The sequence below is a fragment of the Paenibacillus melissococcoides genome (assembly GCA_944800085.1).
Classification (GTDB): domain Bacteria; phylum Bacillota; class Bacilli; order Paenibacillales; family Paenibacillaceae; genus Paenibacillus_B; species Paenibacillus_B melissococcoides.
This window is the reverse complement of sequence record CALYLO010000006.1, coordinates 75849-87374: the sequence shown is the minus strand read 5'-3', so window position 1 is coordinate 87374 and position 11526 is coordinate 75849. Positions and strand designations below refer to the sequence as shown.

Below are 11526 nucleotides of genomic sequence, written 5' to 3'. Positions count from 1 at the left end.
CTGCAATGATCTGGCTGTATGTCGGGTTCCTCTCTATCTTCTCTGCTTCGGCCGATTCGACATGCCGCATGCGGCGTGAATCCGCTTCCTATAGTAATATAATAGCATAATAGAAGCGTCTGTCGAAGACTTCCGGACGAAGTTATGCGGAGCTCGACGCGATGCCGGAAAGGATGAGAACCTATGGATCCAACCAAGGACGAGGCGCAAGCCGAGGGCCCGCGCGGACATCATTTTTTTGCCTACATGTATCGCTTGAAGCATATCGAGCGCTGGAGCCTGATGCGCAATACAACGAAGGAAAATGTGGCCGAGCACAGCTTCCACGTGGCGATGACGACCCATATGCTGTGCACGATCGGGAATGAGGTGTACGGCAAAGCGCTGGATACGGGCCGTGCCGTCATGATGGCGCTGTTCCACGACGCGACGGAAGTGTTCACGGGCGATATTCCGACGCCGGTCAAGCATCACAATACCCGCATTCTGGCCAATTTCCGCGAGATCGAGCAATTGGCTGCCGAGCGGCTTATCGGCATGATTCCGGCCGAGCTGCAGCCGACCTATGCGCCGCTCATCGATCAGACGCTCGATGAGGATCTGAAGCGCTATGTGAAGGCTGCCGATCTGCTCGACGCCTACTTCAAATGCGGAAGCGAAGCGGCGGCGGGCAACCGGGAATTCGATGTAGCCCGCCGGCAGACTGAACACAAATTGCGGGCGCTCGGTCTGGAGGAAGTCGACTATCTCCTTACCCATCTCGCGCCAAGCTTCGACATGACGCTGGACGAAATGTCGCTGTCCGACAGCTAGGCTTCAGTAGTTCCTTCTTCCTATCCCACGGAATGTTATGGTTTTGGAAATCATCCCGCGGTCTGTTAAAATTAAGGTAAAAATACAGCGAACATTGTCGCCGTTGGATAGGAAGAAAGGAAGAACATCATGCCATTATTCAATGTCACACTGGTTCATCGCATTTTTCGCGGCCTATGGGTAACCATCGTAACGGTCGGGACTATCCTGCTATTCTATTATGGCTTCCCGATTATTTACCCGTTCTTGATCGCCTGGCTGCTGGCCTATATGATGAACCCGCTCGTGCGGTTTTTGGAGCAAAGATGGAGGTTCCCGCGCTGGACCGCCGTAGCCTCCTCCATTCTGCTGTTCGGATCGATTATCGCGTTCGCGATCTTCGTCTTCACGACCAAAATCGTGTCGGAGTCCTGGCATATCGTCGGTCTCGTGCAGGAGCAGATTGCAGAGTGGAAGGATTGGCTGAATGACTACTATCATTCTCCTGAATTCCAAGCGCTTCTGACCGATCTGAATGCTACGCTGACATCGATCGACCTGCAATCGTCCCTTTCGAAATATACGAGCACCATCGCGACAACCGGCTCGGCCCTCGTCGCCTATTTATTCAACTTTATTAAAGCGACCGTGCTGTTCCTGCCCAAGCTGGCGGTCATCACAGTCATTATTATGGTCGCTACCTATCTGATCAGCCGGCAGTGGAATTCGCTGGCGGCGGCGAGCAAGCAGATGGTGCCCGAACGGGTGCGCGCCTCCCTTGGCGTCGTCATGGGCGATCTGCAGCATGCCATTTTCGGATATGTGAAGGGCCACATTATTTTATCCAGCATTACCGCACTCGTCTTTTTCCTCGGGCTCCTTGTTCTTGGCGTCGAGTACGCCTTCACGATCGCCATTATCGGCGGCATCGTCGATCTGATTCCGCTCATCGGCATCCCTGCCATTGTCGTCCCATGGGCGGTGTTCTCCTTCTTCGAAGGCGACCTGTTCCTGGGTACCGGTCTTCTGGTGCTGTGGCCGATTATCCTCGTCACGCGGCACGCCCTGGAACCGAAAGTGTACGGCTCCAGCATCGGATTGAACCCGCTCATGCTGCTTATCTTTTTGTTCGCGGGACTTCATCTGTTCGGGGTAATCGGCATTTTCGTCGGCATCATCGCCCTTGTCATACTGACGGCGCTGCAGCGGGCTCATGTATTCCGCGATGTCTGGCGGTATATTATGACCGGCTCCTTCTTCCCGGCCGCGCCCCCGGCACCTAAATAAGCAGCGCAGCTTCGCAAGGACAACAAAGAGAGCGCCATTCCCCCGGAATGCGCTCTTTTTGCCTGTCACAACAGCCATATCTCTTTCAAATCCGTTCTTACCGGAAGCATGGAAGTCACCAGCCCATTTTTGCAGCGTTCTAATATAATACCCGTATTCTGAAGGGCGGTTACCGCCGTCATTGGCGTCCCGTTCTTCTTCTATCTGGCGCGCAAAGAAGGGAGGAGCCTATGATGCGGTCATTCCGGATGACCTCGCATGGACGAGCTTCCCTCTTGCTGGGGCTGCTGGCCGCGATGATTATTGCGGTCTTTCTAATCAGCCTGAATTCAGGCTCGATCCCGTTGTCTCCGCTTGACGTATTGAAGACGCTGTTCGGCGGCGGAACCCAGCAGCAGGAGACACTGCTGTTCCAGTTCCGGATGCCGCGCATGGTCATCGCGCTGCTCATCGGGTGCGGACTGGCGGTATCGGGCGTCATCCTGCAAGGATTGTCGCGCAATGTGCTGAGCCGGACCGAGATTCCGGTCGGCATTGTTATCTCCATGCTGGGTGCGCCCTACTTTCTTTACCTTTTAATGAAGACCAAAACATAGGTCATAAACCTCTGGCCGATATTCAGTATCGCCAGGGAGCTTAGGAATAGGAACAACCGCTATTACGCTTGCGAGATTGCCATACATGCCAAAGGAGGCGATGCCTTGGAAAATAGCAAGATCATCATCATGGAACGGCAAAATGGGGCCACGAAATAAAAATAGAGAAGAAATGAGGAAATGCGAAATGATGAAGCGATTGATGAGCCTAACATTGGTATTCGTGTTGGCACTTATGTTTACAGGATGCGGCCAAAAGGAAGGCGCCCAGGCAACAGGCAGCCAAGAGAGCGCAGCTCTACAAAATGAGAAGGCAGCAGAGGGGGAAAAAAGAGAGGATCAAAAAATGGAGTCCACGCAAGAAGACGGCTTCAAGGTGGTCAAGACGTCACGCGGCGAAGTGAAAATTCCGGTGAACCCTCAACGCGTTGTCGACCTTGCCTATGCAACGGAAGAATTACTGATTATGGGCATCAAGCCGATTATGTCATCAGCCGGCCCGGATCTGCCCGATTACTTGAAGGACAAGCTGGAAGGGGTAACCTTGGTGGATGCCGGATCCGTGAAGGTGGAAGACGTGATGGCGCTGAATCCGGATTTGATTATTACGAGCGGCCGCACGGAGAAGCTGTATGATCAGCTCACGCAAATTGCGCCGACAGTCCAGTTGGAAGGCGAATTTTACACGTGGCGCGAACGCTTCCCCGAGATGGCCGGCATCTTGGGCAAAGAAAAGGAAATGAATGAATGGCTTGCCCAATATGAAGAGAAAGCCAAGAAAATCGGCGATGAAATTAAAGCCGTCACCGGAGATGCGACATTTGCCCTGTACGTGACGAATGCGTCGCAATACCGGATTTACGGAAAAGCTTTGCTCGGCGATGTCTTGTTCTCTGACTTGAAGCTGCCGATGGCTGAAGGAGCCCCGACGGAGTCAAGCGTGGAAATTGTTTCTCTTGAAAATCTGTTCAAGTTCGATCCGGACTATATTTTCTTGGGACTGTACGGAAACAATTTGGCCGTGGCCCAAAAAAAGCTGGATGACATGCAAAAATCCGAGCTCTGGGGCAAGCTGAAGGCAGCCAAAAACGGCCACGTCTATATGCTGGACAATCCGACATGGTCGTTGGGCACCTTCCCGCTCGGCAAAGAAAAAGCGCTTGAAATGGTCCGCGACATGGTATTGAAAAAATAAAGCATTCGGCCAGAAAAAAAGGCCGTCCCGTACGTCATGCAGCATGACATACAGGACGGCCTTCCCTGCCCCGACCGGGTTTAAATATAACGGTAGACCATCAAAATAACCATGATGATAAATAGGATGAAGACGAGCGTGGCAAACATCTGCGTCTTGTCAATCGCTGCCGTATTGCTCTGGCCGGCCTTCGCCGATTGCAGCGCAACCTTGATCTGCTTGCCCATAATTCCGCCCAGCGCGGCAATGGCGAGGAACACCACCATCGTCAAAATAATCCACAACAAGGAATAGCTGCCTTTACTAATCAAGTAGCCTCCGGTCAAAAATTGCGCGATCAGCGCGTACTGGGCTATCCGGTTCGCGGAATGTACGCCAAGCAGCAGCCCCTCCTGTCCCGGTGCCGATACGAGCTTCAGCTTATTAACGACAAACGGAATGACCGCATATATCCCCATGGCGACCGCCCCAAGGATATGCAAGAGTAAAAGAGCCGTGGTCATAAGGAACATTCCCTCCATAGTCATGTTAAGTATGTAATATTGGTTCCTATTATACTAGACTCACCCTCTGAATACAAAGAAAGATGGCCATTTTCGGGCCATCTTTCTGCATATCGCTATAATATTTGTCACAATTTCGATTTATCCCGCGACAACTTTGATAACATTCCGTACGGATTCGGCCGATTTGTCCAATGCCGCCCGCTCTTCCGGCGTCAAGTCAATCTCAATCACTTTCTCGATGCCGTCGCCGCCCAGTACGGCCAATACGCCCATGAACAGCTGGTCGTAGCCATATTCGCCTTCCAGGTAAGCGATGACCGGCAGAATGCGCTTCTTGTCCTTCACAATCGCTTCGGTCATCTGTACCAGCGAAGCCGCCGGCGCATAGTAGGCACTGCCGTTGCCAAGCAGGTTCACGATCTCGCCGCCGCCGACGCGGGTGCGCTGCACGATCGCGTCAATGCGCTCCTTCGGAATCAGCTTCTCGATCGGCACGCCGCCCACATTCGTGTACCGAACGAGCGGCACCATGTCGTCGCCATGTCCGCCCAGCACGACCCCGCGCACATCTTCCACCGACACGTTCAACTCCTGCGCGATGAACGTGCAGTATCGTGCCGTGTCGAGCACGCCGGATTGGCCAATGACGCGGTTCTTCGGGAAGCCGAGCGCCTTGAATGCGGCGTAGGTCATTGCATCGACCGGGTTGCTCAAAATGATGACGTAAGCATTCGGGCAATACTTTTTCACATTTTCGCAGACGGACTTGACGATGCCTGCATTCGTGTTGACGAGATCGTCGCGGCTCATGCCCGGCTTGCGCGCAACGCCCGCCGTAATGATGACGATATCCGAATCCTTCGTGTCTTCATAGTTGGAGGTGCCTGTAATCTGACTGTCGAACCCTTGCACCGGGCTTGCTTCCAGCATGTCAAGCGCCTTTCCCTTGGTTGGATTCTCGAGTTGGGGGATATCCACCAATACAACGTCTCCAAGCTCCTTTTGGGCAAGCATCAAGGCAGTGGTGGCGCCCGTGAATCCCGCACCTACAACCGTAATCTTGCTGCGCCGAATAGCCATTCCGTCGACCCCCTATTTCATATGGTTAATGATATGATCAGCGAATTGCGAGCATTTCACTTCCGTTGCGTCGTCCATCAGACGAGCAAAGTCATAGGTTACGGTCTTGTTGTTAATGGCCGTCTCCATGCCCTTGTAGATCAGGTCAGCAGCTTCCTGCCAGCCGAGATGCTCCAGCAGCATGACTCCGGACAGAATAACGGAGCCCGGATTGACGACATCGAGATCCGCGTACTTCGGCGCGGTTCCGTGCGTCGCTTCGAAAATGGCATGTCCGGTCACATAGTTGATGTTCGCGCCAGGCGCAATGCCGATGCCGCCAACTTGCGCAGCCAACGCGTCGGACAAGTAGTCGCCGTTCAGGTTCAGCGTAGCGATGACGTCGAAATCCTTCGGACGCGTCAGCACCTGCTGCAGCGCGATATCGGCGATGGCGTCCTTGACGATGATCTTGCCCGCAGCTTCCGCTTCGGCTTGGGCCTTGTTCGCCGCGTCTACGCCTTCCGCTTCCTTGATGCGATCGTATTGGCCCCAAGTGAACGTCTGCTCAGGGAATTCCTGCTCGGCCACTTCGTAGCCCCAGTTTTTGAACGCGCCCTCCGTGAACTTCATAATGTTGCCTTTGTGAACCAGCGTCACGCTCTTGCGCTTATGAGTGATCGCGTATTCGATCGCCGCGCGCACGAGGCGCTTCGAACCTTCGGAAGAGACCGGCTTGATGCCGATGCCGGAAGTCTCAGGGAAGCGGATCTTCTTCACGCCCATCTCCTGCTGGAGGAAGGCGATCACTTTCTTCACTTCTTCCGATCCGGAAGCGTACTCGATGCCGGCATAAATATCCTCGGTATTTTCGCGGAAAATGACCATGTCAACCAGTTCCGGACGCTTGACCGGAGACGGGACGCCGCTGAAATAGCGGACAGGCCGCAAGCAGGTGTACAGATCCAGCTCTTGGCGAAGCGCGACGTTCAGGGAACGAATGCCGCCGCCGATTGGCGTCGTCAATGGTCCCTTGATCGCGACGATATATTCACGAATCGCTGTCAGCGTGTCATTCGGCAGCCATTCGCCGTATGTGTTGTAGGCCTTCTCGCCCGCGAACACCTCGTACCAAGCCAGCTTGCGCTCGCCCTTGTAAGCCTTCTCGACCGCGGCGTCGAGCACCCGCTTCGACGCGCGCCAAATATCGCGGCCCGTTCCGTCGCCTTCGATGAACGGGATAATCGGATGATTAGGCACTTGCAGCTTGCCGTCTTGAATTGTAATTTTCTCGCCTTCAGTAGGTAACTCGAACTTTTCCAATTGAACCATGGACGTTCCTCCTTAAGTAAATTGCCGCACCATCACGCGATGCGGCCTCAATCTGCCATACGATCGGCGGGAGCCACAACTCCATTGTAGCAACCCGCCGTCTGGCAGCACAAGCCAATTCGATTATGCGCTGCTCCTTCCCGTGTCCGGCGATTATCGATCCGCAAGCGGAACGTAGCGCTGGACGGCCGGTCCGGTATACTCGGCGCGCGGACGGATAATCCGGTTGTTCTCGTACTGCTCCAAAATATGAGCCGTCCATCCGGATACCCGGCTTACCGCGAAGATAGGAGTAAACAGATCGCGCGGAATGCCAAGCAGCGTATACACCGACGCCGAATAGAAATCGACGTTCGGCTTCAGCCCCTTCTGACCGGTCACAATCTCTTCGATCCGCACCGACATGTTATACAGCTCAAGATTGCCGCTCTTGCTGCCAAGCTCGCGAGACTTCGCCTGAAGATGCTTCGCCCGCGGATCTCCGTTCTTGTAGACGCGATGTCCGAAGCCCATGATCTTTTCTCTTCGATTGAGCTTATCTTGAATGTAATCCTCAACGCGGTCGAGCGAACCGATCTCTTCAAGCATCTTCATGACGGCTTCGTTGGCTCCGCCATGAAGAGGTCCCTTCAACGCTCCGATAGCCGACACGACGCCGGCATAAATGTCGGATAGCGTCGCCACCGTGACGCGAGCGGCGAACGTGGAAGCGTTTAACTCATGATCTGCGTGAAGGACGAGCGCTTTGTCCATCGCCTTCACTGCCCTTGCCTCCGGCTCTTCCCCGGTCAGCATATACAGGAAATTGTATGCGATGGAACGGCCGGCTTGCGGAGCCACCGGCTCCTTGCCCGCGCGAAGCCGCGCATAAGCGGCGACCACGGTAGGCAGCTTCGCCTGCAGCTTCACCGCCTTGGCGATATTCGCCTCCCGGCTCATATCGTCGGCCAACTCGTCATACAGAGCCAGGGCGGAAATCGCGGAGCGGAGAACAGCCATCGTATTGGCGTTCGACGGGTACAATCTCATTTGATCGATGACGGCAGGAGAAATTGCCGCATTCTCATCGAATTGCTTCTGTAATGCAGATAATTCGTCACGGTTCGGCAGCTTGCCATGCCAGAGCAAGTACACGACCTCTTCAAAGGTTGCGTATTCAGCCAAATCGTCGATATTGTAACCGCGGTAGGTCAGCGCGCCGTCGATAATCGAGCTGATCGACGATTCCGCTGCAACAATACCTTCCAAACCTTTCGTCGCTGTCATGTGTCCTCTCTCCTTTGCATTACTAACCTATATCAATCCCAGCTTCCCTTTTCTCTGCCAATCCTGATGTTCCCTGACTATTTGGAAATAGGCAGGTTCTTTCTACTTTAAATCATAAAGGATTTTGTCGGAACTGTGAACGGTTTCATTACAGAATGTGGATAGAAATGCTTTATCACGTCTATAAATGCTTTTTGTGAAAATAAAAATGAAAGTATTGTGATTTTTAGCATAGCATTACATATAGAGGTCTGTCCCACGTTCGGATCCGGGAAGCAGGAATCCCGGTCACCCAAGCCGGAAAGGAGACGGGAAAATGAATCACATACTGTTGAAACGGCTGTGGAGAGGAAGCCTTGTCCTGGGAGGATCCGTCCTTGTCTGCGTCGCTTGCTACGTTCTCTTGCCTGTGATGTACCCGTTCTTAATCGCGTGGCTGATCGCGCTCCTGCTGAATCCGATCGTCGATTGGATGAGCGAATCGCTGCGCTTCCCCCGCTGGCTCAGCGTCACGGTGTCGCTGCTGCTGTTCCTGCTCGGAATGATGACGATAGCGGCCGCCGTCATTACGCGCATCGTCAAGGAAATATACACGGTCTCGTTAACGATGGATTACACACTGAATCAATGGAGGGAGCTGTTTGTCCGTTTTTTCGACAGCGGGGAAGTGCAGCAGTTCATCCACCTGATCAGCTCGATCTATAAGGACAATCCGAATGTCCAGGATTCGATCAACCGCAATCTCGCCGATACCGCACAGACCGTAACAACCGCGATTACGAATCTGATCACGCTCTTCCTGGACGGCATCGTCCGGCTGCTGACCAGCCTGCCCAACGTCGCGACTATCGCGATCGTCGTCCTGCTTGCCGCCTTCTTCATCAGCAAGGATTGGCTGCGGTGGCGGCGCGTGGTGCTCTCCTGGGTGCAGGAGCCGCTCCGGACGCCGGCCGGCACCATCTGGCATGATCTGAAGGGGGCCCTGTTCGGCTACTGCCGGGCGCAGTTCCTGCTCATCTCAATGACGATGGTCTTCGTCACGATCGGCCTTATTCTGCTCCGGGTCGACTACGCGATCACGATCGGGCTGCTCGTCGGCCTCGTCGATCTGCTCCCCTACCTGGGCGTCGGAGCTGTCATGGTGCCTTGGATCATATACAGCTTCGCGATCGGCAATTCCTCCTTCGGCATTGGACTTGCCGTCCTCTATGCGATTGTCCTCGTCGCCCGCCAGGTGATGGAGCCCAAAGTACTCGCCTCCAGCCTCGGGCTCGATCCGCTCATCATGCTTATGGCCACCTTTGCCGGTCTCAAGCTGCTCGGCGTGCTCGGCCTGATCGCGGGGCCCGTCGCCGTCGTCATCATCGCCGCGCTGCACCGCGCTGGAATATTCACGGACTTGCGCAACTACATTATGGCCGGGAGGCATTGAGAGGCCGCGGCAAGATTGGCGAGCAATCGCCTAGAGGGAGAGAAAACCTCGTTCTTCGCGTTTCAGAGAGCCGTGGCCGCATGCCGCATGATATCGCGGTAGAGGAATCAATTTTGCAGGGGGGAGCAGTCGGAATATGACATAGAGGTGTCAGGTTCAAGCTTGTAAAATAAAAAGAAAACCTGTAAAGGAGCGCCGCCATGGCAAGCTACGAATACACCTCAAAAAAAGAACTATCCATGCCGCATATCTGCTGCTGGATGGCGAGTTCGAAGGAATTGACGATAGCCAAAAGGACTGCAGAGTTCCGGAAGTCGATCGAACTTCCGCCGAAATCATCGCCTACCAGCTCGGTTGGCTGAACCTTGTTATGGGCTGGGACAAAGATGAACTGGCGGGAAAACCCGTTATCATGCCGGCGCCGGGGGTTGGCGTGATGGAGAGTGTCGGGTGCAATTGGCGGTTCTTGTACGAATTCATGTTTTTGTCCAAGTTCTTATTTAAGTGCTTGTTTAAATGCTTGTTCATGGGATAGTGCTTGTTTTGGTGCTCGTGTGCTTGTTCTTGTGCGGTGCCTTTGTCGAATGGAAATGTACTATCGGGAAGGCCTTATAACCAATATCCCAAGGAGTCAGGGGCCGCAGCCTGCCAACTAAGAAGACTGGATGGATAAGGGCGTAATGCCCCTTCCCCTTCGTGCGTACCTGTCCTGATAGAGTGGGATAACGCTTATAAGGCGCTGCTGCGTACCTATCCGCCCTGACGGAGTGGGATATCGTATATAAGGCGCTGCTCCACGTTCACTTGTCCTGACGCTATGGGAGATCGCTTATAAGGTGCTCATACGTGCTTGCCTGCCCCTGACGCTATGGGATAGAGTTCATAAAGCGCTCAGACGTGCTTACCTGTCATGACCGATGGGGACACCATCGCTGATATTTGCACGAAACGGTACAACGACATGATGCACGCATCATGTCGTTGTCTGCTCAGGCCGACTTCATCAATACCGCCGATAGTAGATGAAGCTGCCGTCCTTCATTTTCTTTTCAATCCATTTGAGCATGTAATGCCTGTATAGGGGCCGGGTCAGCGGAAACACGAGCGTGAAGCCCACAATATCCGTGAAAAACCCGGGGGTCAGCAGCAGCACGCCGCCCGCCAATATACAGAGCCCGTCAATGACCGCCCGCCCCGGAACCTGTCTCGCTTGAAGCTGCTTCTGGGCATCTCCCCATACCTGAGCCGCCTCGTAGCGCGCGATGATCGCGCCGATTACACTGGTCAGAAGGATCAGGAGGAAGGTGTTCCACCCTCCTATCCAGCCGCTGACGAGGAGGAAGCCGTATATCTCCAAGGCCGGAATTAAGGTCAATACGATAAGTATGCCTATCATGATCGGGTTCATGCTCGCATCTCCTTCCCACTGAAGTTCATGCTGCCGCCACGAAGCCGAGGCTTGCGCGAGCGCAGCTTGCCACGTTATCTCCTTTGCTCTCCGCCGATGCCCGAGCGGTCATCCGTATCCGCGACGCGAACATCCTCCGTAGCGATGCAGCCCCTGAAGGAGCGTCAAGGACATGCCTGCTTCAACAGCTCCCATACATCAGGCGCTTCCCGCTCGAGCCGGGCCGGCCTCCAGTCCGCGTTCAGCCATGCCAGCGTCGTCTCGCCTTCGACGAGACGCTCGCCCTCCGGCTCGGCATACCATCCGGCTTCGGCAACCCCCTCGCCTCCGCGGCAGATGCAGGAGGCGAAGGTGAGGCGCAGCGCCGTCCGTTGGATGAGCTTCGTGAACACGACAACCGTGTCGTCGTATACCGCCGGGCGCATAAAATGCAGATGCAGATCGACTACCGGCAGCAGCAATCCCCGCGCCTCCAGTTCACGGTAGGTTAAACCTTGGGCCCGAATCCATTCCGTGCGGCCCACCTCGAACCAAGTGACGTAATTGCCGTGGAAGACAACATCCATCCGGTCGGTCTCCTGATAGCGGACGCGCAGCGGAAATCCATGCCACCCAGCTTGCGGGCTCATTCCGGAATCGCTCATTCCCATTCC

General features: G+C 54.6%; 12 protein-coding genes. 6 read left to right on the top strand and 6 right to left on the bottom strand.

All coding sequences use genetic code 11. The annotated features are described in order from the left end of the window. Positions 1-183 precede the first annotated feature (183 nt). From yfbR to OCY70_RS20715, 4 genes are all read left to right on the top strand, one after another. On the top strand, positions 184-813 hold the full coding sequence (yfbR, locus tag OCY70_RS20730; protein WP_213425961.1) for a 5'-deoxynucleotidase: 630 nt from the start codon (positions 184-186) through the stop codon (positions 811-813). A 129-nt stretch (positions 814-942) separates the two neighbouring features. Beyond that, positions 943-2079, top strand: coding sequence for a sporulation integral membrane protein YtvI (gene ytvI, locus OCY70_RS20725; protein WP_213425962.1), 1137 nt, complete (start codon positions 943-945; stop codon positions 2077-2079). Positions 2080-2309: 230 nt separating this feature from the next. Continuing rightward, complete coding sequence (locus OCY70_RS20720) at positions 2310-2675, top strand: iron chelate uptake ABC transporter family permease subunit (RefSeq protein WP_249724392.1); 366 nt, start codon at positions 2310-2312, stop codon at positions 2673-2675. Positions 2676-2862: 187 nt separating this feature from the next. Continuing rightward, positions 2863-3870 (top strand): ABC transporter substrate-binding protein, encoded by a 1008-nt coding sequence (locus OCY70_RS20715; protein WP_213425963.1) that lies wholly within the window; start codon positions 2863-2865, stop codon positions 3868-3870. Positions 3871-3950: 80 nt separating this feature from the next. Here the strand turns inward: OCY70_RS20715 and OCY70_RS20710 are convergent, their stop codons facing one another. From OCY70_RS20710 to citZ, 4 genes are all read right to left on the bottom strand, one after another. Next, complete coding sequence (locus tag OCY70_RS20710; RefSeq protein WP_213425964.1) at positions 3951-4373, bottom strand: hypothetical protein; 423 nt, start codon at positions 4371-4373, stop codon at positions 3951-3953. A 141-nt stretch (positions 4374-4514) separates the two neighbouring features. Beyond that, positions 4515-5456 (bottom strand): malate dehydrogenase, encoded by a 942-nt coding sequence (gene mdh / locus OCY70_RS20705; protein WP_213425965.1) that lies wholly within the window; start codon positions 5454-5456, stop codon positions 4515-4517. Positions 5457-5468: 12 nt separating this feature from the next. Then, positions 5469-6767: an NADP-dependent isocitrate dehydrogenase gene (gene icd / locus OCY70_RS20700; protein ID WP_213425966.1), complete on the bottom strand. Its 1299-nt coding sequence runs from the start codon at positions 6765-6767 to the stop codon at positions 5469-5471. Between the two features lie 153 nt (positions 6768-6920). Next, complete coding sequence (citZ, locus tag OCY70_RS20695; RefSeq protein ID WP_213425967.1) at positions 6921-8033, bottom strand: citrate synthase; 1113 nt, start codon at positions 8031-8033, stop codon at positions 6921-6923. A gap of 316 nt (positions 8034-8349) precedes the next feature. On the opposite strand from citZ, the gene ytvI (OCY70_RS20690) reads away from it, so the two are divergent. Continuing rightward, positions 8350-9465: a sporulation integral membrane protein YtvI gene (gene ytvI, locus OCY70_RS20690; protein WP_213425968.1), complete on the top strand. Its 1116-nt coding sequence runs from the start codon at positions 8350-8352 to the stop codon at positions 9463-9465. A 169-nt stretch (positions 9466-9634) separates the two neighbouring features. Further along, a complete protein-coding gene (locus OCY70_RS35815) occupies positions 9635-10000 on the top strand; it encodes a ClbS/DfsB family four-helix bundle protein (protein WP_315973930.1) in 366 nt (121 codons plus the stop codon). Between the two features lie 468 nt (positions 10001-10468). Here OCY70_RS35815 and OCY70_RS20680 read toward each other — a convergent pair whose 3' ends face one another. Further along, positions 10469-10873 (bottom strand): FxsA family protein, encoded by a 405-nt coding sequence (locus OCY70_RS20680; RefSeq protein WP_213425969.1) that lies wholly within the window; start codon positions 10871-10873, stop codon positions 10469-10471. A 164-nt stretch (positions 10874-11037) separates the two neighbouring features. Beyond that, entirely contained in the window at positions 11038-11517 is a 480-nt protein-coding gene (locus tag OCY70_RS20675; protein ID WP_249724396.1) for an acyl-CoA thioesterase, read from the bottom strand. Positions 11518-11526 lie beyond the last annotated feature (9 nt).

What these genes read in the sequence shown, in the direction of transcription:
- mdh (WP_213425965.1), bottom strand. Translation starts at nt 5,456, where the DNA reads ATGGCTATTCGGCGCAGCAAGATTACGGTTGTAGGTGCGGGATTCACG.
- icd (WP_213425966.1), bottom strand. Translation starts at nt 6,767, where the DNA reads ATGGTTCAATTGGAAAAGTTCGAGTTACCTACTGAAGGCGAGAAAATT.
- OCY70_RS20710 (WP_213425964.1), bottom strand. Translation starts at nt 4,373, where the DNA reads ATGACCACGGCTCTTTTACTCTTGCATATCCTTGGGGCGGTCGCCATG.
- ytvI (WP_213425962.1), top strand. Translation starts at nt 943, where the DNA reads ATGCCATTATTCAATGTCACACTGGTTCATCGCATTTTTCGCGGCCTA.
- OCY70_RS20675 (WP_249724396.1), bottom strand. Translation starts at nt 11,517, where the DNA reads ATGAGCGATTCCGGAATGAGCCCGCAAGCTGGGTGGCATGGATTTCCG.
- citZ (WP_213425967.1), bottom strand. Translation starts at nt 8,033, where the DNA reads ATGACAGCGACGAAAGGTTTGGAAGGTATTGTTGCAGCGGAATCGTCG.
- OCY70_RS20715 (WP_213425963.1), top strand. Translation starts at nt 2,863, where the DNA reads ATGATGAAGCGATTGATGAGCCTAACATTGGTATTCGTGTTGGCACTT.
- OCY70_RS20680 (WP_213425969.1), bottom strand. Translation starts at nt 10,873, where the DNA reads ATGAACCCGATCATGATAGGCATACTTATCGTATTGACCTTAATTCCG.
- OCY70_RS20720 (WP_249724392.1), top strand. Translation starts at nt 2,310, where the DNA reads ATGATGCGGTCATTCCGGATGACCTCGCATGGACGAGCTTCCCTCTTG.
- ytvI (WP_213425968.1), top strand. Translation starts at nt 8,350, where the DNA reads ATGAATCACATACTGTTGAAACGGCTGTGGAGAGGAAGCCTTGTCCTG.
- yfbR (WP_213425961.1), top strand. Translation starts at nt 184, where the DNA reads ATGGATCCAACCAAGGACGAGGCGCAAGCCGAGGGCCCGCGCGGACAT.